This window comes from Paenibacillus sp. YAE3 (assembly GCF_057546105.1).
This window is the reverse complement of record NZ_BAAIYF010000007.1, coordinates 127,605-149,388: the sequence shown is the minus strand read 5'-3', so window position 1 is coordinate 149,388 and position 21,784 is coordinate 127,605. Positions and strand designations below refer to the sequence as shown.

The 21,784-nt window shown below is 49.7% G+C and carries 19 protein-coding genes; 13 read left to right on the top strand and 6 right to left on the bottom strand.

The window, feature by feature from the left end; translation table 11 throughout:
• Positions 1–196: 196 nt before the first annotated feature.
• Positions 197–1,414 carry an MFS transporter gene (locus AC27KL_RS15230; protein WP_487170234.1) on the bottom strand — a complete coding sequence of 406 codons (1,218 nt, stop codon included), beginning with the start codon at positions 1,412–1,414 and terminating at the stop codon, positions 197–199.
• Positions 1,415–1,553: 139 nt separating this feature from the next.
• Between AC27KL_RS15230 and AC27KL_RS15225 the strand changes: the two genes are divergently transcribed.
• Positions 1,554–2,417: a LysR family transcriptional regulator gene (locus AC27KL_RS15225; RefSeq protein WP_487170233.1), complete on the top strand. Its 864-nt coding sequence runs from the start codon at positions 1,554–1,556 to the stop codon at positions 2,415–2,417.
• Between the two features lie 48 nt (positions 2,418–2,465).
• Here the strand turns inward: AC27KL_RS15225 and AC27KL_RS15220 are convergent, their stop codons facing one another.
• A complete protein-coding gene (locus tag AC27KL_RS15220; protein WP_487170232.1) occupies positions 2,466–2,702 on the bottom strand; it encodes an SRPBCC family protein in 237 nt (78 codons plus the stop codon).
• Between the two features lie 298 nt (positions 2,703–3,000).
• Between AC27KL_RS15220 and AC27KL_RS15215 the strand changes: the two genes are divergently transcribed.
• The 11 genes from AC27KL_RS15215 to AC27KL_RS15165 all read left to right on the top strand — a co-directional run bounded on the left by AC27KL_RS15215 (position 3,001) and on the right by AC27KL_RS15165 (position 14,460).
• The gene (locus tag AC27KL_RS15215; protein ID WP_487170231.1) at positions 3,001–3,453 is read left to right on the top strand and encodes a VOC family protein; all 453 of its coding nucleotides are present in this window, start codon (positions 3,001–3,003) and stop codon (positions 3,451–3,453) included.
• Positions 3,454–4,248: 795 nt separating this feature from the next.
• Complete coding sequence (locus tag AC27KL_RS15210; protein ID WP_487170230.1) at positions 4,249–6,042, top strand: sensor histidine kinase; 1,794 nt, start codon at positions 4,249–4,251, stop codon at positions 6,040–6,042.
• Complete coding sequence (locus AC27KL_RS15205; RefSeq protein ID WP_487170229.1) at positions 6,020–6,853, top strand: response regulator; 834 nt, start codon at positions 6,020–6,022, stop codon at positions 6,851–6,853. Before AC27KL_RS15210 ends, AC27KL_RS15205 begins: the two co-directional genes overlap by 23 nt.
• A gap of 157 nt (positions 6,854–7,010) precedes the next feature.
• Positions 7,011–8,342: an ABC transporter substrate-binding protein gene (locus AC27KL_RS15200; protein WP_339324857.1), complete on the top strand. Its 1,332-nt coding sequence runs from the start codon at positions 7,011–7,013 to the stop codon at positions 8,340–8,342.
• A 194-nt stretch (positions 8,343–8,536) separates the two neighbouring features.
• Positions 8,537–9,415 (top strand): carbohydrate ABC transporter permease, encoded by an 879-nt coding sequence (locus tag AC27KL_RS15195; protein ID WP_487170377.1) that lies wholly within the window; start codon positions 8,537–8,539, stop codon positions 9,413–9,415.
• A 26-nt stretch (positions 9,416–9,441) separates the two neighbouring features.
• Entirely contained in the window at positions 9,442–10,275 is an 834-nt protein-coding gene (locus AC27KL_RS15190; RefSeq protein WP_339324858.1) for a carbohydrate ABC transporter permease, read from the top strand.
• A 193-nt stretch (positions 10,276–10,468) separates the two neighbouring features.
• Entirely contained in the window at positions 10,469–11,146 is a 678-nt protein-coding gene (locus AC27KL_RS15185; RefSeq protein ID WP_487170228.1) for a response regulator transcription factor, read from the top strand.
• The gene (locus AC27KL_RS15180) at positions 11,143–12,153 is read left to right on the top strand and encodes a HAMP domain-containing sensor histidine kinase (protein ID WP_487170227.1); all 1,011 of its coding nucleotides are present in this window, start codon (positions 11,143–11,145) and stop codon (positions 12,151–12,153) included. Before AC27KL_RS15185 ends, AC27KL_RS15180 begins: the two co-directional genes overlap by 4 nt.
• A gap of 92 nt (positions 12,154–12,245) precedes the next feature.
• Positions 12,246–12,959, top strand: a complete 714-nt coding sequence (locus tag AC27KL_RS15175; RefSeq protein ID WP_487170226.1) for an ABC transporter ATP-binding protein — start codon at positions 12,246–12,248, stop codon at positions 12,957–12,959.
• The gene (locus AC27KL_RS15170; protein WP_487170225.1) at positions 12,956–13,705 is read left to right on the top strand and encodes an ABC transporter permease; all 750 of its coding nucleotides are present in this window, start codon (positions 12,956–12,958) and stop codon (positions 13,703–13,705) included. Before AC27KL_RS15175 ends, AC27KL_RS15170 begins: the two co-directional genes overlap by 4 nt.
• Entirely contained in the window at positions 13,702–14,460 is a 759-nt protein-coding gene (locus tag AC27KL_RS15165; RefSeq protein WP_487170224.1) for an ABC transporter permease, read from the top strand. The genes AC27KL_RS15170 and AC27KL_RS15165 overlap by 4 nt, the downstream gene beginning before the upstream one ends.
• A 295-nt stretch (positions 14,461–14,755) precedes the next feature.
• Here the strand turns inward: AC27KL_RS15165 and AC27KL_RS15160 are convergent, their stop codons facing one another.
• From AC27KL_RS15160 to AC27KL_RS15145, 4 genes are all read right to left on the bottom strand, one after another.
• Entirely contained in the window at positions 14,756–15,655 is a 900-nt protein-coding gene (locus tag AC27KL_RS15160) for an SDR family oxidoreductase (protein ID WP_487170223.1), read from the bottom strand.
• Between the two features lie 176 nt (positions 15,656–15,831).
• The gene (locus AC27KL_RS15155; RefSeq protein WP_487170222.1) at positions 15,832–16,761 is read right to left on the bottom strand and encodes an AraC family transcriptional regulator; all 930 of its coding nucleotides are present in this window, start codon (positions 16,759–16,761) and stop codon (positions 15,832–15,834) included.
• Between the two features lie 349 nt (positions 16,762–17,110).
• The gene (locus tag AC27KL_RS15150; protein ID WP_487170221.1) at positions 17,111–18,490 is read right to left on the bottom strand and encodes a serine hydrolase domain-containing protein; all 1,380 of its coding nucleotides are present in this window, start codon (positions 18,488–18,490) and stop codon (positions 17,111–17,113) included.
• Positions 18,491–18,570: 80 nt separating this feature from the next.
• A complete protein-coding gene (locus tag AC27KL_RS15145; protein WP_487170220.1) occupies positions 18,571–19,227 on the bottom strand; it encodes a TetR/AcrR family transcriptional regulator in 657 nt (218 codons plus the stop codon).
• A 183-nt stretch (positions 19,228–19,410) separates the two neighbouring features.
• Between AC27KL_RS15145 and AC27KL_RS15140 the strand changes: the two genes are divergently transcribed.
• A complete protein-coding gene (locus AC27KL_RS15140; protein WP_487170219.1) occupies positions 19,411–21,675 on the top strand; it encodes a helix-turn-helix domain-containing protein in 2,265 nt (754 codons plus the stop codon).
• Positions 21,676–21,784 lie beyond the last annotated feature (109 nt).

Below are 21,784 nucleotides of genomic sequence, written 5' to 3'. Positions count from 1 at the left end.
CCGACAGTATTCTTGGCTTTTCGATCGAGAAACTATAATAATTAAGCAGCCGGATGTGATTACCCGGCTGCTTTCGTATAACTAGACCGACTTCCCCTCATGATTTTGATGGAATCTTCCAATGCTCTGTACTGGGACTGTATGAGATCACCGCTTTTTGAATCGTTCGGCCCGTGGAAATCAGCATCTCTTTACTTTATCTTTTGTTAAACTTCACTGTTACAAAAACGGCACCCGCGACCGAAACCGCCGCGATGACAGCCGCAAAGAGCGAGGCACCCAGGGAGATGCTGGTCATATCGATCAAAAAACCTGTTCCGATCGGCAGCAGCGCCGCAGGTACGTATCCTCCGATATTCAGTACCGCATTGGCTTCGGCGCGGCGATGTTCCGGGACATGCAAGCTGATCAGCATCAGGCCTCCAAGCTGCCCCAATCCCTGTCCTGCACCCGCGAGCACCGCGGCTAGAACAAGGAATGCGGGTGACGAGTACATGACGGCGGTAACCAGACAGATCATGGACAATAGGATAACCGCAACTCCCAAAAGAAACAGACTGCGAACCGAGAGCCTTTTGACAACGAATTGTATGCCCGTCGCCGCCAAAAACATGACACAGGCTGTTCCTCCAGCCACCAAGGGACTGGTCACATGCAGCAGTTTGGACAGCAGCGGAGGACCCAGCGACAGTACAAAGGAAGTCGAAGTAATGCCCGGGGCAAACACGGATATTCCCAGAGCTAAGTGCAGACGGTTATGCTTAGGAACCGACGGGAAGCGCAGCTTCCACTCTTCGTGCGCAGGATTCCGCCGGGAGGGAAGACGGGCTGCCACCATAAAGGCCGTTGCCAAAATGATAAATTGAGCGGAATACACCGGCACGACGGGGTGCGCAAGAAATTGGGCCATCATCCCGGCCAGCAGCGGCCCAAGTCCGGCTCCGAGGACCATGGCCACGGAAGCGGCAAGGGATGCCAGCTGTTTCTTGCCGTGTCCACCGGAATCCACGACCGCCGCCATGCCGGCGGAGACGATGACGCCGACGGCTATGCCTGTAAGCAACCGCGCCGCGAGCAGCATGCCAACTGAATCGGCCAATGCAAACAGCGCACAGGCCGCCACCGCAGCCAGAAGACCCGGATAAAGCACCGCCTTCCGTCCCAAGCGGTCGGACAATTGTCCGGCTGCGAGCAGGCTGCCAAGCAAACCCGCGATATAAGCGGCAAAAATAAGCGTTAGTGTTCCGTTCGTGAATCCCAGCGCCGTCTGCCATTGTACATACAGCGGCGTCGCTGAATTGGACAGCATGAATACGGATGTTATGAGCCAAGCCGTAGTCCAGATACGGCGCGTTGATACGCGGGAGTCCTCCGATGTTTGAGGAATTTCCGCTTTTTTTGCATGATCGATCAAGGTAATCTCCTCCTTACAACCTTCAAATGCGTGTCATGCCTCCGTGTTGCCGTGTAATTAGAATACGTTATAATAGTTCATAACTGAAATACATATTTGTTATGAAGGAAATAACTATATGGTTATGAGGGTGTGTACGATGAAAATGAACTTGAACCACCTGAATGTTTTTATGACAGCCGCCGAAAAATTGAACCTTACCGAAACAGCGAAAGCATTGTTTATTTCCCAACCGGCTGTGAGCAAGACGATTAAACAGCTTGAAGAGGCGCTGCAAGTGAGACTGTTTGTCAGGGATAAGCAGAAGGGGATCATTTTAACCGATGTCGGCAAAGAGGTGCTGGTATTGGCCAGGCAGATGCAATCCATTGAAAACCGCATTTTTCAGGTAGCCAGCCGGGAGAGCCAGCTCTTATCCGGAAAAATCAAAATCGGCTCGTTTCCCGCCGCGTCGACTCTATTGCTCCCGGAGGCTATCGCCAGGTTCCGGGCCAAGTATCCTCATGTTCAAATCGAACTGAATGAGGGGGTATCCGACCAGATCAAGGAATGGGTCACCGACCGTACCGTGGAGATTGGGCTCGTCGCTTCCCCTTTTACGGGATTTGAGTGTCATAGCCTGGTTCGCGATCACATGGTGGCCGTCATTCCGGACGATCACGAGCTGCAGGATACAGCGGTTGTCGACCTCGGAAGATACCGGCATGAGATGATCTATTGTAAAGGCGGGCATGAGGCGGCGATGAACAGCATACTTCAACAGCACCAATTGAATCTCGAAAGCAGCTTGACCGTCCAAACGGCCGAAACCCTGATCCAAATGGTCCGCAGACGGCTCGGAATCGGTCTTGTGTTCGACTTTACGCTATCTTCCGTGTCCCACGAACTCATCGTTAAACCAATTACGCCTGCCATTACCAGGGAGATTGGGGTCATCGCGCTTTCTTTCGAGGAGATATCCCCCGCGTCCATGGCATTTGTCCATATGTTGAGAGAACCATGAAACAAGCTGTTTTCGGCAACTATGAGACTTATTATGCTAACGGTCAGTTTACTTAAACAGAAAAAGCACTCTGCGGAGTGCTTTTTGAGCGTTTTTCCAATCGAAAGAAGCGAAACTTGTGTCCCCGTCTAGCCCAGGACCGGCGAGCCGGATGGGGTCGCCTGCTTTCAAACAGGATTGGATGGCGTCTCCGATAAAAGTGCGGGACGATTTTTCGGGGATGAACAGCACGTCCCACACCACATTCGCGCTGGCTCCAATGTAGAAGGTATAATCCAACTGCATGTCGAATCCTCTTTAGAACCAGCATACTTACGTTGTATATAGGTAACTTACCACCTTACGTTCCTGGACTTCTTGTACAAACGCGTCAATCTGGTTAAAGCACAACGGGTTCGTCGAATGGAGATTGGAAGAGCATCCGCCTTATACGCAAGACAGAAGGGAGGGTTGCCTTTTTTATTGAAGGACTGCTGTCCAGTGAAATCCCGGAGCCGGATGCAGCCCCAAATGGGTCATACAGAGATATCGTATGGATGAAGCCAGCGAGGCAAAGCCTGATAAACGTAAAGGAGATATAACCATGGAAAATAACAAATTAATAAGAATGGACAATATGGGCATCGTCGTAGAATCCCTGGATGACGCAATCTCTTTCTTCGAGGAGATTGGCTTGAAGCTCGAAGGGCGAACCACTGTCGAAGGCGAATGGGCGGGTCGAGTAACCGGGCTGGGTTCACAACGTGTAGAGATTGCTATGATGGTTACCCCGGATGGCCACAGCCGGCTTGAACTTTCGCGATTTATCACCCCGCCTACGATATCAGACCACCGGAATGCACCTGTAAATGCCCTCGGTTATCTACGCGTCATGTTCACCGTTGAAGACATTGACGAAATGGTATCCAGACTCAAGAAGCATGGTGCTCAGCTCGTTGGCGAAGTGGTCCAGTACGAGGACTCGTATCGGCTCTGCTACATTCGTGGAAAAGAAGGTCTTCTAATCGGTTTGGCGGAACATCTCGGTAATAAATAAGAGAGACGTTCAGAAGATGACTGAACTGAAATATACGTTTCTAGAGTAAATATCCTGGAGCCGATCACCCCGTTGCATCAATCTCATAAGGGAGGCAGCGACCAAGGGGACGACAAGTTCCGTGAAGAGATCGAGCGAGGACTGGCACAACACACGCTTCATAGCCGCGTAGATGCGGCTTTTTTTGTTTTAACGAAATTACACTTGACATGTTTATCGAGCGGAGCGTCGATCTGTTTGCTAGGGCGCTGGCTCCCTAGTTTTTTCTTACACCCGGTGCAAGCAAGCACTTACATTCGTAAACAATATCATCTTCTTCTCGTTAGGAGGACCTTCAGGCCCGTGCGCCGTCTTGCAGAGCAACAGTATGATATCGTACACTGGACGGAGTTTGAACATGGAGGACACTTCGCTGCAATGGAGGTTCCTGATTTGTTAACAAAGGACATCCGAAATTTCTTTCGTCGTTTCGTTGATGAAGCATCGAAAAGTTTGTACAACTGATCTGGCTAGGGAATTTTTCCCTAGCTTTTTTTCTGTAGAATATTCATTTTAGTTCAATAGAAGAGCATGACCTGCTTTCCCTGCGAAAAATCCCCTCCGGCCTCCAACGCTTAAACTACATCTGTTAACCCCTTATCTTCCTGATTGATTAGTACGTCGTAAGAGGTTTTTCTTACGATATTTCGTGCTTTGTTCGGAATTTTTACAACATTGCTTTGAAAGCGTAATCATTCGTATATAAAATAGCATTACGCAAGTGATACTTTTGAAAAAAGAGGGTGATTCGCAACAATGAGATCCTGGTTCCACACTCGTTTTCCCCCATTGCACTCGATTGTCGTGCAGCTATTCCTCTTTTTTTTCTTCGGGATGACTCTTCCTGTCCTGATTGGAGGATTCATATCCTACCACAAATCGTCCATGATCGTTGAAGAGCAGGTCAGCAAAGTGGCCGCGCTAACGATTGTGCAGGTGAGCGATAAGCTCAACATGTTTTTCAAGAAACTGGACGACTCCTCGATGATGGTGCTCAACAGCAAAATCGTCCACAACATTTTGGAGCAGAGACAGGGTGATAACGCCTACGAAACGACGCTTAAGGTGAAGGACGGCAAGGACATGCTGACTTCGATTATGATCAATTCGCCGGAAATTCTCGATATTTACATTTTTGATACAAAAGGAAAAAATTCGGTGCTTAGCGCAGACTCCCTCATGTCGATTCCGAATCAATGGGATTCCGACTGGTATAAGGCCATTTTGAAAGCGAACGGCAATACCGTATGGTTTGGGCTCTCCGAAACTTCGTACCTGAAAAGGACCGGGATGGGATTCCCGGTTTTTGGTCTCGGCAGGGCCATCCGGAGCTGGGAGACGGGCGAAGTCATCGGCGTCATGTTTGTCGAGGTCATGGGAAATGTGCTGATCGATGAGCTGAACCGCGTTCAATTCGGCGACACGGGTTACGTCTACATCGTCAATGAGCAAAATCAATATTTCTACCATCCCAACCCGGACGAATACGGGAAGACGTCCAAGCTGCCGCTGCCGGCCCGGAAAATGCAGCTGCGCGAGGGCAAGCGCAACACGCTCATGATTCCAGAGCGACTGAACAACGACTGGCTCGTGGTAGGCGTCGTACCGCTCGAGGAGTTGACTGCAGACTCGTCCAGCATTCGGAATCTGACGGTGCTCATTGCCCTGTGCTCCATCGTGCTGGCGATTGGCATGGGCTACTACGTTACACGCCGAATCGGGAATCCGCTCGTCTATTTGAGCCGCTTGATGCGCAAAGGAGAAGCCGGCGACTTGACCATCCGCAGCCGCAGCGTCGGACGCAATGAAATCGGGCAGCTTGGCCGCAGCTTCAACAAGATGATTGAACAGATCGAGCTGCTCGTCGAGCGGATCGCCAAGGAGGAATCCGAGAAGAAGAAGGCGGAAATCCGGGCCCTTCGGTACCAGATTAATCCGCATTTTCTGTACAACACGCTCAATTCGATCCGCTGGCTTGCCAAGCTGAACCGCACGAACGACGTAGACAAAGCCGTGACTTCGCTCGTACAGCTGCTCGAGGTCAGCATGGGGCGAAACGGCGTTTTCATCCAATTAGGAGAAGAGCTGGACCTGCTGCAGAAATATATGGTCATCCAAGGGTACCGATATGACAACGCCATCACGCTGCTAATGGATTGTCCGGATGAGCTGAAGCAAATTCCGATTCCGCGCATGCTTCTCCAGCCGATTGTTGAAAATGCGGTCTTCCACGGCATCGCGCCGAAGGATGAACCGGGTACGATTCAGATTCGTGCGCGGCAAGAGGGGGAGGAGATCATCATCAGCATCGCCGACGACGGCGTAGGCATGAGCGAGGAGCGGCTTGCCCAAATTTTCGCCGAGGAGGGGCGGCATCATAACCGGGGGATGACCAACATCGGGCTGCGCCATGTGCACCAAACGATTCGGCTGTATTATGGCAACGAATACGGGGTCAGCGTGACCAGCGAGCTCATGCAGGGGACGGAGGTCACGATTACTTTTACGACATTGAAGGGGGATCATGATGTACAAAGTGCTGTTGGTTGATGATGAAGCCATCGCAAGAATGGGAATTCGGTCTACTTTTGATTGGGAAGTCAACGGATTCGAGCTGGTGGGAGAGGCTTCCAACGGCCAGCGGGCGATGAAATGGGTCGAAAGCAAGGAAATCGACATTCTGATTACCGATATTGCCATGCCGGTGATGGATGGACTTGAGCTTGCGCGCAGGACGAGGGAGCTCTGCCCTTGGGTCAAGGTGCTTCTGCTCAGCTGCCATAGCGATTTCGAGTATGTGCGAGAAGGGATCCGGCTGGGTGCCTTTGACTATATTTTAAAGCCGATGCTGAGTGCGGAATCGCTAAAAACGGTGCTGTATGAAATGCGCCACAGCCTGCAGAAGGAGAAGGAAGATCTCCGTATTTTGGAGCAGTATAAGGAAAAAAACAGCGCCGACCCGGCAGTCGCCGTGATGCCGCTGCCCCTCCCGGCGGATTGTCCGCCTCCGGATAAATCGCTGCACCAGCGCATCGTCCAGCAGGCGGTCGAGTATATCTCGGAGCATTTTACGGAGTCGATCTCACTGCAGCAGGTTGCCGACAAGGTGTGCGTCAGCCGCAATTATTTCAGTGAAATGTTCAAGCGGGTCACCGGGCATAATTTCATCGATTATTTGATTACGCTGCGGGTGAACCGGGCAAAGGAACTTCTGCAGAATCCAACGCTGAAAGTATATGAGGTCGCAGAGATGTCCGGCTTTAATGACACCAAGCATTTCAGCAAACAGTTCAAAAAAGTCGTCGGACTGACGCCGGCGGAATTCCAGGGAATGCCGCGCAAATCGGCGCCCTTTAGCTGAATACTTCACAAAATAGAAAACATAGGTAAACATGACACGATTTCGGAAATTAGTGCCGTTCAAATGGCGAAGGGAGCCGTTTTATAATATTCACGTAAACGTTTTCAAGATAAGGTACGAAGCAGACGACTACTCTTTTGAATGGGGGAGTAAAGAAATGAAGAAGCTCAGAAAGTCCTTGCTCGCGGTGGTATTGTTGGCGTCGGTTGTGCTGCAGGCATGCGGATCGGGCGGCGGCAGCGACAACCAGGGAGCGGTGTCGGAAGACGGCAAAGGCGGCGGGGAGAAGGTCAAGATTAAATGGGCGACCTGGGGGAATCCCGGAGAGCTGACCCGCTTCCAAGAGTTTACGAAGGACTTCAACTCGAAGCATCCGGACATTGAGGCGGAGCTGATTCCGATTCCGGGGGAATACGATCAGAAAATTCTGACGCAGCTGACGGGAGGAACCGCTCCTGACGTGTTTTATGCCGGCGATGGCTTCGTCGTGAAACTGATCGAGAATAAAAGCATCGAGGAAGTAACGCCGCGAATGACGGCAGCAGACAGCAAAATCAAACCGGAGGACTATTTCGAGGGGCTGTGGGGCGCGGCGAAGCGTGACGGCAAAATCTACGGCGTGCCGGTCGACTGCAACCCGATGGTGCTGTGGTACAACAAGAAAGTGCTGAAGGACGCGGGAATTACGGAGATGCCGGCCGACCTTCAGGCGAAGGGAGAGTGGACCTGGGACGCGTTCAAAGGCATGGTGGAGAAAATCCGCGACTCGAAAAAGTACGGGTACGTACTGGACAACTCCTGGAACAGCTATTACAGCTGGGTAACGTCCAACGGCGGCAAAGTTTACGACGATAACGGCAAGTTTATCGGTTATGACGATCCGAAGGCGAAGGAAGCGTTCCAGTTCCTGTACGATAACGTGAAGGAGAAAAATATTACATTTGCAGGTACGCTGCCGAAGGGGCAGGGCGGCGACGCCATGTTTATGTCCAACCAAGTCGGGTTTGTCGGGGCCGGACGGTGGTATCTGCCGCTGTTCAAGAAAAATTCCAGCCTGGAGTACGATGTCGTGACTTGGCCGACGAACACGGGGAAAAAGATTGAACCGGCCGGAATTCCGACGGCATTCCTGGTCATGAACAGCGCATCGAAGCATAAAGACGCCGCCTATACCTTCTACTCCGAGTTCCTGAGCTCGGAAGGACAGAAGTTCCGTCTGCAAGGCGGGGGCAATGCGGTACCGTCCGTTCAAGGCGTGGATGACGTCGTTCTGGAAGGCAACCTGCCGGAGCATGCGCAGCTGTTCCTCGATGCCCGTGAGGTAGGTTATTCGCTGACGCCGTTCGAGGCCGGCATTCCGGGGTTAAGCACGGACATTACTTCCAAGTTCGAGGCACTGTGGCTTAAGAACGGCGAATTGGACGCGTCGCTCAAAGACATTCAGGACATGGCCAACAAAAAAATCGACGATTATAAAAACGGCAAATAACGAAAGTCCGGAGGGAAGGAGCGCAGGGCACCGCGCAGCGTTCCTTCCCTCTTTCCATACGGCCGGCGGCTGACGGCCAGCGCTTTGTAAGGCGTAATTCGCAAGAGGGAAGGTGGTTGTTTATGCAGAATCAGACGGCCAACAAAGCGGCTTCTGCACCGGCCTTGCAGCCGGACAACAAACGGAAGACCGCTATGACGAGCAAGACATCGGATGGGATTTGGGGGTATGTCTTTATATTTCCCCAATTGGTCGGACTGCTGCTGTTCTCCTTAATTCCCCTGATTTCGGCTTTCGTGCTCAGCATGATGAAATGGGACGGGATGGGAGAGAAGCAGTTTGTCGGACTGGACAACTTCATCAACACGTTCAAGGATGAGGATTTCCGGATCGCCTTGGTCAATACGCTGTACTATACGGTGCTAACCGTGCCTACGGGCATTATTTTGGCGATGCTGATCGCGGTCGGCCTGAACCGGGTAAAAGGCAAGCTGATCTACAGACTCATTTATTTTATGCCGAACATTACGATGTCCGTGGCGGTCGCCGTCGTCTTTATGTGGCTGTTTAACGCCGATTTCGGGTTGATCAACCTTTATTTGAAGGAGTGGTTCGGGATCGATGGCCCGCGCTGGCTGACCGACACGCGGTTTGTCATGCCGTCGATCGCCATGCTCAGCGTCTGGATGGGTCTTGGCGGGAATATGGTCTTGTTCCTGGCCGGGCTGCAGGGCATATCCGCCAGCTATTACGAAGCGGCACAGATTGACGGCGCCAGCAAATGGCAGCAGTTTATCAACATAACCGTTCCGCTGCTATCTCCGACGACCTTTTTCGTGACGATTATGACGATCATCGGTTCGTTTCAGGTGTTCGACCAGTCGTTCGTCATGACCTCCGGCGGGCCCGCGAAAGCGAGCTATACGATCGTGTTTCACATTTACGATTCGGCGTTCGTGGACTTTACGTTCGGGAAAAGTACGGCGACCGCAGTCATTTTGTTCATCATGATCTTGGCGCTGACGCTGTTCCAAATGAAAATGTCCAAACGCTGGGTCCATTACGAGGACTAGAATCGACCGGATAAGGAGGAGAACGCATGCAGACCAGAGGACTTCGTTTGTCCACCGTCCTGCTTCATATTATACTGCTGATCGGCGCATGCATTATGGCACTGCCGTTTGTATGGATGCTGCTCAGCTCGCTCAAGGATCTGTCCCAAGTTTTTATCGTGCCGCCGAAATGGATCCCCGATCCGTTCGTGTGGTCCAATTTTAAAACCTCGTTAACCGCGCTGCCTTTCGGAAAAGCGTATTTCAACAGCTTCTATATCAACGTGATCGTCGTTGCTTCCCAGCTGTTCACCTGCTCGATGGCGGCTTACGCATTTGCCAAGATCCGCTTCCCCTTCCGGGAGCCCCTCTTCGTCCTGTTTCTGGCGACGATGATGGTGCCGGGGCAAGTCACGATCATTCCCCTGTATTTGATGATGAAAAGCATCGGCTGGCTCGATTCGCATTTGTCGATCATTGTGCCCGCCGCCTTGTTTAACGCCTTCGGCGTGTTTCTGCTGCGCCAGTTTTTCAGAGGCATTCCGAAGGAGATGGAGGAGGCCGCCATCGTGGACGGAGCCAACCGCTGGACGATTTATGCGCGGATCATGCTGCCCCTGGTGAAACCGGCTTTGTCGGCGCTCGGCATTTTCACGTTCCTCGGCATGTGGAACAGTTTCTTCTATCCGCTCATTTTCCTGAACACTCCCGAAAAATTCACCGTCCCGATGATGCTGAACCTGTACCGCGGCATGTATTCCACGGACTGGACGCTCATGATGGCCGGCGCCTCGATTGCGCTGATTCCGGTGCTGATCGTGTATATCATCGGTCAGCGTTATATCATAGAGGGCGTAACGCTTTCCGGGATCAAGGGATAGCGATCGCGCTCCTTAGTCTTTTGATCCAAGCAAAGTTGCAGCAGCATGGTCAGGTTCCTTGACCATGCTGCTTTTTGCGTTACTGTTTGATCAACGCTTTATATCCCGGAACCCAAATTATGATAATATATGAAAAAGTATGGAAGAGAAAGTTTCTGCTTTTATTCATGCGATATAGAGAGAGGGATGTTGCTTGAAAAGAAACGTATTATATATTGAAGATCATGAGAAAATAGGCAGCCTGCTAAAAGAAGAATTGGAACAGCGAGGATTTACGGTTCAGTGGCTGTTATCTGGTGAAGGAGCCGAAACCGAAGTACATCAGCACGAAGTCGTCGTTTTGGATATCATGTTACCCGGTTTAGACGGATTTACGGTGGGGAAACGATTAAAAAAGGCAGCTCCTGATGTTCCTATTTTGCTATTATCTGCTCGAACATCGGTAACAGATAAGGTAGATGGTTTGCAATTTGCCGATGACTATCTAACGAAACCATTCCATACGGATGAGTTGGTTGCAAGATTAGAAGTATTAATCCGTCGAAGGGGTGGAACCCCTTCCGCACGCATTTCATTAGGAAATCAGATTGAAGTAGATCCCGAGAGCCAAATGATTTTTGACAAACGCACAGGAGAAGAAATTATATTGACAGGGAAACAACATCAGATCTTAATGTATTTCTTGCGTCACCCTAATCAAGTTTTGCCAAAAGAACAAATTTATGAAGCTATTTGGGAAGAACCTTATATCACGGGCGATAAAACGTTAATGGTGCATATCCATCGTTTGCGTCAAAAACTGGAACGCCATCCGGATTCCCCGGAGATTATTGAAACGTTGAAGGGAATAGGCTACCGGGTGAAACGATGAAGCAGACTAGATCATTATTGCGTCGTTTTCTAAAAGTACATTTTCTGTTTATCTTTCTTCCTCCGATTTTGCTTATTTTCTCCAGTGCGTTTTTTGGGGTTTCAAGTATCCATGAAAACAATGTAACAACGTTAAATCTGTTTTACGTGTCCTTACTATTGTTTGTTTTTATTATGGTCGCATTTGTTATATTATCTTGGCTGTTCTTCTTTAAACTTCAAAAACGTCTCGCCGGCTTACAGCAAGCCATGTCATTTTCCGCTAAACATAACTCATTCCCTAAACCCATATCTGTTCAATTGGATCGTATGGATGAGATCGACCAGCTAGGAAGTTCTTTTAATTGGATGATTCAGCAGCTGGAAGACAGCCGTAAACGAGCACATGAAGAGGAATTGTTGCGACATCGGCTCATTGCGAATTTATCCCACGACTTGCGAACGCCGCTTACCATTTTGAGAGGACATGTCTCCAGATTAAATAAAGAATCCTTGAGTTTAGAAGGACGACACTCATTAACGGAGATGAACCACACGATCACCAGAGTCGGGGATCTCATGGATGATTTGCTTTCCTATACATTGCTTATATCAGGGAAACATCCTTTTGAACCCGTTTCAACAGATATTGTGCGTTTAGTAAGAGCATCTGTTGCTGCATGGTATCCTGCATTTGAAGAAAAACAAATTCAGCTTGATGTACATTTACCGGCAGAGAAGACTTTTTATTGGAAAGCAGATCCTGCATGGTTGTCACGGGTGCTGGATAATTTATTTCAGAACATTCTTCGGCATGCAGCAGAAGGAAAATATGCCAACATCGTGGTTGATGTAGAACGGGAACGGATTATCGTTGCAGACAGGGGGCCCGGTTTGGATAGCGCTTCCTATGAGCGAGGAGCGGGGATTGGTTTATCCGCTTGCGATTATATGTTGAAAAAAATGAAGCTGAAAGCTGACTTTGCATCAAATGAAAACGGCACAAGAGTAGCCATTGGTAGAGCTTAACCTAAAGTTAACTCAGAAGTAAACAGCCTGATAACCGGGATGTAACTTTGCTTATTTATAATTGGAGCCATAACAGAAAAGGAGTGTTATGGTTGATCACAATTCATAACTTGGTGAAACGTCGCGGAACTCAAGAGATCTTATCAGGTATCAGTTTTAAGGCTAGGCCAGGTAGAGTGACTGGTTTTTTAGGCCCAAACGGGGCAGGTAAAAGTTCTACGCTTCGTATCCTCCTTGGATTGGATCGTGCCACCTCAGGAAGTGCATTAATGAATGGCAAGCCATACGCAGAATTGCAACATCCTCTGGCAACAGTAGGTGCCGCACTGGATGGATCTGGAGCTCATCGTATGCGAACCGGACGGGCACACTTGCGTTGGATTGCCCGTGCCGCAGGATTGCCCCGCTCACGTGTAGAGGAAGTTTTGGAAATCGTAGGACTTACGAATGCGGCTGGAAAAAGGGTTGGAAGTTATTCCCTTGGGATGGGGAGAAGACTTGGACTGGCAGCTGCGCTTCTTGGGGATCCGGAAATATTGGTTTTAGATGAACCTGTAAACGGGCTTGACCCGGAAGGAATCCGCTTTATTCGGACATTTTTACGTGAACGCGCTGCGTCTGGAAACACGGTGTTACTATCGAGTCATCTGATGGGAGAGCTTGCAGAGACGGTTGATGATGTGGTGATTATTAAGCAGGGAAAAATCGTTGCAGACGGAACATTGGAAGAAGTGATCGGTAACCATTCCTCGCTGGAGGAAGCCTATTTTGCCCTGACATCAGACAAAGCAGGTGACGTTGTATGAGAGTATTCAACGCGGAACTATCCAAATTGTTCTCCCTGCCGGGCATTTGGCTTGCCTTTCTGCTTGGAGCATTTAGCCCAGCGGTCATCGCTGCCTTGGACAGCATAGCACAAAAAGAGGAAATTATAGCTGGAGTCAGCACGCGGCTATCGGAAGTTGGTTATATTGGCTTGGCCCTTGGTGTACAAGGTGTCATTATTCTCGGCGTGCTTGCCGTCAGCAGCGAGTATTTGACAGAGAGCAGTGAATCGGGCGGGGGACAACAGATTGCAACAAGCTTAACGGTTGTTTCATCAAGGCTTCATTTTTTTCTGTCCAAAGCAGGCGCTGTATCCGTGATCAGCATCATGCTTAGTGTTGTTGCCATGATAACAACGGTGTCAGCCACGTATCTTGTCCTTGGTGGATATACTCCCGTATTTGAATGGTCTAAACTGCTCGGTGCAGTTTGTTACTGGACATTCACTGCCCTTTTAGCATTCGGGTTGACTGTCCTAACCAAAAATGGCATGATCCCGCTTGCTGTGCTCATCATAAATACTTCCTTTATATCATTTAGTTACTTGCTTTCCAAGGTTACGAAGTTGGCGTTGTACTTACCGGACCGGGCTGGCATTGATATGTTTATGACGATGAGCGACAGTTTTCATACCCCGTTCATAGGCGGATTCGTCATGTTCGCATGGGTAGTCGTTCTTTTCATTGTTGCAGCTATTGTATTTCATAGAAGGGACGTTGCATCATGAGTATCCCTTCGAGTATAAAGATAACACGAATCCTTCATGCTGAACTGGACAAATTAGCAACATTACCATTGACCTGGCTCACTCTTATGGGCACATTCATTCTTAATGTGGTTTTAACGGCAGCTTTTACTTCAGTTGGCCTGCAAGGGGAAGCGGGGACGCAAAGTATACTGAGTATAGGACTTGCTTCAATAGGTTATCTTCAAGCAGGGTTCATTATTCTTGGTATCTTGGCTGCTTGTTCGGAGTATACGGGTGGACAGATTCGAACTACTTTAGCTACGATACCTTGGCGCGGGGTTCAATTATCCATGAAGCATTTGGCATTGGCCATGATAACCGTTCCTGTGGCGTTTTTTATTGCTGCATCCGGCGTACTGTATACTTTTATGATGATGAGAGACAAAGCAGTAGGGATGGAAACAGACACAATGATAAAAGCATTAGCAGGTGCGGCAGGCTATCTAACATTAACCACACTTCTCAGTGCAGCGATAGGAACTTTACTGAAACGAACCACTCCTGCTATAGTGCTGCTGCTTGTTTATTATTTCATTGTCAGTCCATTGTTGAGAAATTTTCTGCCTAGCATTAAAAATTATTTTCCGGATATGGCCGGATCCTATATGTATATGCCGCCTGCCCCTGATGAAATAAAGGTCCTAACGCCAATGCAAGGGACGGGAATTTCAATGGTATGGACACTGATCCTTATTATTGTAGCTATTGTTTTTTACCGTAAACGTGATGCCTAAGTGCAGCTAACGGGCAAGAGCGGGAACCTATTGGGACAGATCTATTCAGCTAACATTGATGAAATTGGGAAGACGACAATGACGCCGGAAACAACGTGGGTTCGGCTGGTCAATTTGTGGTGGTGCAGCTTATGATGGCGTGACTGATCATCGTGACTGATCATAAAGAAGACATCTGTCTGAGGATAGATGTCTTCTTTGTGGTTATTCAAGATACGGAGTCAACAAAGGCGTGTTAGTTCTTCAGCGCCCTCTAAACATCACATAACGCGAAGACACAGATGCAGCCAGCGGTTCAGTTATTGAAGTAATGCCCCTGTTCGATGTCGGGAATCAATGCAGGGTGCACGGGCTGCCAGCCCAAACGTTCCCGGGTCAGAGTGTTCGACATGGGGTTGTCGGTATACGTAAAAGGGCCGAGAAAACCGAAATGGGCTTCTGCCTCTTCACGGGAGATGCTGGCTACTGGCAGGTTTAAGCTGCGACCGATGGCGCCGGCGATATCACGGAATGGAATACCTTCTTCGCCGACAGCGTGCAGCCGAGAGCCGGCTGATGCGGATTCAGCTGCGAGACGGTACAAACGCGCCGCGTCGAGGCGATGAACAGCCGGCCAGCGGTTGGACCCGTCGCCGACGTAGGCAGAGAACCCTTTTTTACGAGCAATGTCGATCAGCATGGAGATGAAGCCATGATCGCCCGGGCCATGCACGGTTGGTGCGAGCCGAACGACCGATGATCGTACTCCTCGATCTGCTAGTGCGATCGCCGCGTTTTCCGCCGCGCCCCGTGGTACGTTGGAGTCCACCGCGGTCTCCTCCGTTCCGAGGATCGGCACCGGGTTCGACCATGCGACCACTAAGGTTCCCGTAGTGAACACAAACGGCTTATTGGAGCCTTCAAGCGCCGCCCCAAACGTTTCGACGGCGCGCAGGTCGGTTGCGACTGCGCCTGCGAAATCCGCGAAATCGGTCTTGAAGCCTAGGTGAATAACGCCGTCTGATGCGGCAGCACCCTTATGCAAGCTGTCGAGGTCGTCGAGGGCACCGCGATGCACCGTCGCCCCGACTGCAGTCAATGACTCGGCAGCCTTGTCGGAGCGGGCCAGGCCGACGACCTGGTGACCTGCTTCGATGAGTTCGCTCACGACGGCGGAACCAATGAAACCCGTCGCTCCTGTGACAAAAATACGCATTATGAAATCCTCCTTAAGTAACTTAAAAGTGGATCTACTTGAAGCACGGGTATTGCGAAAAAAAGAGTCGCAACGCCAGCCTCAAGACTTACTCATTATAATCTGCGTATCGCCCAGGTTTTTGCCAGTTCCTCGTCACTTATTGTCTAATCCTCCGATATCACAAACTATAAACTTTACTTTTGTTGGCGCAATTTAGCGATATCTCTCTTGGGCGGGGTACCGAAAAAGCGGCTGTAATCTCGGCTAAACTGAGAAGTGCTTACATACCCAACCAGTTGACAAGCAGTGTTTACATCCATAGAGCTGGATATCATCAGACGTCTCGCTTCATGAAGGCGAAGCGCTTTTTGGTATTGCAGCGGGCTCATTGAAGTGACTGCCTTAAAATGTTCGTGAAACGAGGATTCGCTCATATGTACCAACTTGGCTAAATCCCTGATCTTTATTTGCTGGGGGAAGTTGTCGTGCAGCCACATAATCGACTTCACAATTCGCTGCATTCTCGAGTCGGCAGAACACATTTCAGCGACATGAACGCCAACAGGGCTAAGCAGGACTCGCATCAAAATCTCATCCACCGCAAGCGGGGCAAGCAATTTAGCTTCAACGGGATTAGAAAGACACTCCAGAAGCCTCGACACAGCTTTGATCATACCCAAATCGGCGTGAATGATATACGCTGCGCGTCTTTCCCTAATGGGAGGCAGGCCCTGGGGATACACTTTCAGTGCTAACTCGGCAATCCTTTGTGGGTCCAGCTTCAGCTTTACACTTAGAAAAGGTTCAGAAGGGCTGGCTTGTATGGTGCTCACAGCAATCGGTAGAGCGACAGGGAACATGAGCATATGTGAACGGCCAAACTGATAGATCTCCTGCCCCACGGTGGCAACCTTTACTCCTTGGGCAACGACTAACAGAGAGGGGGAGTTGAAGGTTCTCACGCAGTCCGTATTTACTTTTGAATAACGGCTGACGTCCAAACCGGGAATGCACTGGCTAAACGTGCCGTCATATGGAGTATAGGCGTGGATCAGTCGGGCCAAACGAGCCGTTTCTGCATCAAGCGATTCATCTGAAAGCGAATGTTCATCTGGCTTTTTCATTTGGTTTCGAAGTCAACTCCATTTTATTTAGAATTTATGACTTATGGTTCTTATCCATTGGAGCGATATTGTGGCATGTCTTAAATAGCAGTCAAGATCCGATGGTAACCATTATTTTGCCCGATGGACATGTAATCGTCAAACGACCGCGTGCTGCGATAGTAGACCCGTAAAGATGGCCTCATGCCATTAAAAAAATCGACTTAGCGGCCAGGGAGGAGGGAATGGTCTTTTGATGTAACAGAGATTGTCACCGAAAATGGGGGATGGATGAAGAGATTTAATACTGGGGTAGTATACCAGTGAAGCTGACACTACCCCAGAGCGACTATAAAGAAAAATTTAGCGCTTACGCGATTTTCGGTGCGGCTCGCATGCCCATGTAGCAATATACTGAACCGTCCGTCAGCGTTGAGAAAACCACGGGTATCCAGTCCTGGCCCATGCCCGCTCCTGCAAATACTGTTTCTGACACGGGGCTGAGGGTTATTTCCAGCGGTGGAGAAGGGATTTGCCTGCCATCGAAAATTTCGTATAACAAATGCAACATTCCGTTTCTTTCGGTAACCGTCATGACGACTCCTTGACGCTTATAGGTACCAACGAACGGCTTAATATCAACTGCTAGCGGGTATGGTGCCGGTTCGAACACGGTGTCCGGCATACTCGCACCCGCCAATTCCTTGAATAGTTCCCGAAAAAGAGCCGACTGGAGCAGCTCTGTGTTTCCGCCGTTAGCCAATAAGGCAACGGCTACGCCGCATCCGGGGACTACGCGCAAATAGCTGTTTTGCCCGATTGTAGCACCGTCGTGTCCAAACACAGAAACTCCGTTCCAGTCATAAAGCATCCAACCCAGTCCCCATCCGATGTTGCCGGATGTCCACTTATCAGGCGTTTCGGCCGACAGACGTTGCATAGCGGCTACCGACTCAGAAGTTAATACGCGGTTATTGTCCGGCGCACGTCCTCCGTGAAGATGCATCTGGGCAAACCGGATAAGGTCAGCAGCCGTTGAGCACAAAGCCCCGCCGCTGGGGCCGGAAGAGCGCGGCAGCAGATTCCAGAAAGGAGCAGGTTCCGGAATTTGATCTGCCTCGCCGGCCAAGTGCCCCATCGCAGCCCGAAACCGCAACACTTCCTCAGGCAGTGTTACCGTACTGGCGAGTCCAAGCGGAACGAGAAGCCGGTCTCTTAAAGCATCGTCCCACGTCTGGTTCGTCACGACCTCAACGATGCGGCCCAAGACGTTATATCCCACACTGCTGTAAGAAACAACCGTTCCGGGGAAACTTTCCAATCTTAGCTCATTGCAAGCCTCGACGTAGCGAGCCAAGCAGTCATCTCCCCGTCCAGTGTCGATCGTAAAATCGCTGGTCATCCCGCTACTGTGGCTCAGTAAATGACGAATAGTCATCGCTTCGGTTCCGGGAATGGATAGCTCGGGAAGAATCTCCTTTACCGTTGAGTCCAAAGTCAATTCGCCAGAATCTATAAGCTGCATCACCAACGTAGCTGTATACACCTTAGAAATAGAGCCAATCTGAAACAACGAATCGCTAGTCGCTTCTACACCTGTCCCCCGATGCAGCAGTCCACAGGCCAACTTATGAATTTGTCCATCGACGAGAATAGCCAGGGATGCTCCCGGCACGTCATTGGTTTTGCACAGCTCATCCAATCGTTTTTGCCAGTAATCCGAATCAAAGGTCTTCGTCGTATTTTTCATAAATAGACTCCTCCTATCATTTTGATACCGACCGACGGTATGAATAGGTTTAAAAAAATTTATAGTTTCATATCAACGTTTCAGTGATTCGCGCTATACACACGATAATATTCCTCGTAACGCCGGATGGTTGGTTCATCTAGCAGGTCAATCCCAATTCCTTTCAGTAGCTCCTGTACGAACCGGCATCTGCGCAGCATAACCTCGGGTGAAGCCTCGAAGATCATAGGACTCAACCAAAGGTTACTTAGAAGCATCACCATTTCGCTAAGCTCCTTAGGATACTCCGTTTTGATTGTCCCATCCAATATCCCTTGCTCAACGATAGGCTGTATATAGACGGGCACGGCATCCTCGATTATACTTTGTAATTGGGCAGCTAAGATCTTGGGATTTTTCAAGAGGTTAGGCGCTGTCGACATCATCTCTAGCTGCGCAGGGTCGTGATTCAAAGAAACACTAATGATTTGGCGCAGCTTCTCCAGACCGGTTAGTTGCTTGTCATCCCGGACAGCGGCCAATGTATCTTCGACATCTTGGTAGAGCTGTTTGAGAACCGCAATCATAATATCTTCTTTTGATTTGAAGTGGTGGTAAATCGCACCCTTTGAAAGCCCCCCAAGCCCCCTAATGATATCCTGCAATGATGTGTGTTCATAGCCTTTTGTTAAAAACAGATTCAGCGAAACACTTAGAATCTGCTTTAATGTTTCTTCGGGATATTTATTTCTTGCCATCCATACTTCGTCCTTTCATACATTCAGTCGGTATGTAAACAACATAAATAATTTTCATGAGATTGTCAAGCGAAAGCCCCTGGGATCCGAAGAGTGCATTTTTATGCATTCGCAAAAAGGATTTGTGAGGGCAGGCGGTGAAATGAGAAGAGTGGAAAAAAATCAACTTTGCGGGGGCTGCTCATGCGTAAATCCTGGTTCAAACGTCTATTGCTCTCATACATGCCGGTTTTTATCATTGTAATTACGTTCATATTTTTTGTGTTCTTTCAGATCTTCGGCGAACAAAGCCGCCAGGAGGCGCTGAATGCCAATAAGAACCTCTCGCTGCAAGCGATGCGTATCGTAGATACGTCCTTGAAGGTGATCGACAACATGATCGTGCTTGAGAGCATTAACAGCAAACCTTTGAATGATTTTTTCAAGTCGACGGCGGCGAGCGATCCGTATATTAATATCAGGGCCGTGCAGAAGCTCAAAGAAATGATCAATTATTATCCCCTGATCGATTCGATTTATCTGGTCAGAAACTCGGACGGGTATGTGCTAAGCGACGCGACGAACGGATTTGTCGACACGTATCCGGACCGGAGTTTTATCGAGCAGTACCAGGTATCGATGACTCCCAAATGGACGGGCGTACGAACGTTCGAACAGTTTAAAATGAAAGGCGGCAAGCAGGTCGTCAGCCTGGTAAGAGGGTCGCCTTACATGAAAAACGACCTGGGCATGATCGTCGTCAACGTGGCCGCGGATTCTTTAAGCAACTTGACCAAATCGATGTACGAGTCCAAGGTCAGCTTTATTCAAGTCAAGGATGCATCGGGCCAGGCTTTGTTCGGCAGCGACGTCGCGGTCGGTTCGTCCGAAGTCTACTCGGAGTATATATCGAGCTATACCAATTGGAAATACGGGAGCGGCCTTGTGAACCATGGTTTTGTAAGCGCTGTCTCTTATCTGTATAATCTTTGGTTCGTAATCGGCATCGTCATGATTGCCGTCGGGTTCATTTGGATGATTTATGTCACCAAACGGAATTCGAAACCGATCGAAGCCATCGCCGCCAGGTTCAGCAGCTATTCGCTTCCGGTGGCGGGAGGAGGTTTGTGGAAAGGAAAACCGGATGAATTTGCCTTCATTGAATCCGCTGTCGACCATATTTTGGAGCAATCCAAGCAGTATCAGGAGAAATACCGGGAGGATCTCCATTTGCGGACCCGGTATATGTTCCACCAATTGATCGAAGGAGATTCATCGCTGACGGTTGCCGAATTGAAATCGGAGGCGGATCGCCTGAACTTGCCGCAGCCGCTGGATCAATTTCGCATCCTCATGATTGAAATCGACAAATACGGCGATTTTTGCAGGAACTATTCGAAAGCCGATCAGGATTTGCTTAAGTTTACCTTGCGGACCGTCGTCCATGAGATGGCCTCCAAATGGGACTGCCGGGTGTGGTCCGAATGGGTGTCTTCCTCGGGCTTGTCGGTCATGTTGTTTGAAAAAAGCGACGACGATCATTTCAGAACCGTGGTCTTGCCCCGTTTTGCCGAGCAGGTTATCGCATGGGTCGATCAAAATTTGAAGTTTACGATCACGATGGGCATGGGCGAATCCACGCCGCATTTAAGCGATATTCCGATGTCGTATAAAGGAGCGCTTGCGGCTCTGCAATATAAAATCGTTTTGGGCGAAAACCGGTTGATTCAAGGCGATGATATTTCGCGCCACGGGGTCGCCGAAGTGTATTCCCATTTGGGGGAGATCCGCTCCATCGTTCAGTCCTACCGGATGTTGAAGGCAAATTGGATCGAAGACTATGACGCATGGTTCGTACAGTTGAAGCAAGGCTTGTTAACCAATGATGAAATATACAATTTGATGAATTATTTCATTTATCATATCGGCCGCGAACTGTCCGGCATGAGCAAGGAAATATACAACCAGTGGATACAGGAGGGGCTGCCGAAGCTGACGGAGAGTGTGGACAACTGTTCCTCTTTGGAGCAGTTGAGGCAGGAAACGAAACAGGTGCTTGCGGCCCAGTTTGAGAGGATGAAACAGCTTCAGGATCGCCGGCAGCATTCGAACATCATCCGGGACATCTGCCGGCTGATCGAGCATGATTACGCCAATCCGGACTTGTCGCTTGAGATGCTTGGAGACCGGTTCCATCTGAACGCCAAATACGTAAGCAAGTTGTTCAAAGAAAACACCGGACAGAGATTCGTTGATTTTTTGATCGATGTCCGCATGAAGGAGGCGCAGCGTCTGCTGACGGAAACGGGGGATTCGGTGCAGGAAATTGCGGAACGGGTCGGATATACCCATGCGATTTCGTTTACCCGTGTGTTTAAGCGGACCGTCGGGGTCGCTCCCGGCGAATACCGGGCTGACAAGCTGCGCAGCATGGCAGGCGAAAATGGTTCAGTCGTAGAAAACGGTTAAGAACAGCGATCGTGCATCGCTGTTTTTTTCATTCGTCGCAGCGGGCTGCGTTAGGATCGGGAAACCGGGGCGATCGGCATTACCGGCCAAGACCTTATTTACGGTGGGT

Excerpts from the sequence above, each read along its gene's own strand:
- AC27KL_RS15200 (WP_339324857.1), top strand. The coding sequence starts at position 7,011 with ATGAAGAAGCTCAGAAAGTCCTTGCTCGCGGTGGTATTGTTGGCGTCG.
- AC27KL_RS15160 (WP_487170223.1), bottom strand. The coding sequence starts at position 15,655 with ATGCGTATTTTTGTCACAGGAGCGACGGGTTTCATTGGTTCCGCCGTC.
- AC27KL_RS15155 (WP_487170222.1), bottom strand. The coding sequence starts at position 16,761 with ATGAAAAAGCCAGATGAACATTCGCTTTCAGATGAATCGCTTGATGCA.
- AC27KL_RS15170 (WP_487170225.1), top strand. The coding sequence starts at position 12,956 with ATGAGAGTATTCAACGCGGAACTATCCAAATTGTTCTCCCTGCCGGGC.
- AC27KL_RS15150 (WP_487170221.1), bottom strand. The coding sequence starts at position 18,490 with ATGAAAAATACGACGAAGACCTTTGATTCGGATTACTGGCAAAAACGA.
- AC27KL_RS15210 (WP_487170230.1), top strand. The coding sequence starts at position 4,249 with ATGAGATCCTGGTTCCACACTCGTTTTCCCCCATTGCACTCGATTGTC.
- AC27KL_RS15225 (WP_487170233.1), top strand. The coding sequence starts at position 1,554 with ATGAAAATGAACTTGAACCACCTGAATGTTTTTATGACAGCCGCCGAA.
- AC27KL_RS15195 (WP_487170377.1), top strand. The coding sequence starts at position 8,537 with ATGACGAGCAAGACATCGGATGGGATTTGGGGGTATGTCTTTATATTT.
- AC27KL_RS15145 (WP_487170220.1), bottom strand. The coding sequence starts at position 19,227 with ATGGCAAGAAATAAATATCCCGAAGAAACATTAAAGCAGATTCTAAGT.
- AC27KL_RS15205 (WP_487170229.1), top strand. The coding sequence starts at position 6,020 with ATGTACAAAGTGCTGTTGGTTGATGATGAAGCCATCGCAAGAATGGGA.
- AC27KL_RS15165 (WP_487170224.1), top strand. The coding sequence starts at position 13,702 with ATGAGTATCCCTTCGAGTATAAAGATAACACGAATCCTTCATGCTGAA.
- AC27KL_RS15140 (WP_487170219.1), top strand. The coding sequence starts at position 19,411 with ATGCGTAAATCCTGGTTCAAACGTCTATTGCTCTCATACATGCCGGTT.
- AC27KL_RS15215 (WP_487170231.1), top strand. The coding sequence starts at position 3,001 with ATGGAAAATAACAAATTAATAAGAATGGACAATATGGGCATCGTCGTA.
- AC27KL_RS15180 (WP_487170227.1), top strand. The coding sequence starts at position 11,143 with ATGAAGCAGACTAGATCATTATTGCGTCGTTTTCTAAAAGTACATTTT.
- AC27KL_RS15190 (WP_339324858.1), top strand. The coding sequence starts at position 9,442 with ATGCAGACCAGAGGACTTCGTTTGTCCACCGTCCTGCTTCATATTATA.
- AC27KL_RS15220 (WP_487170232.1), bottom strand. The coding sequence starts at position 2,702 with ATGCAGTTGGATTATACCTTCTACATTGGAGCCAGCGCGAATGTGGTG.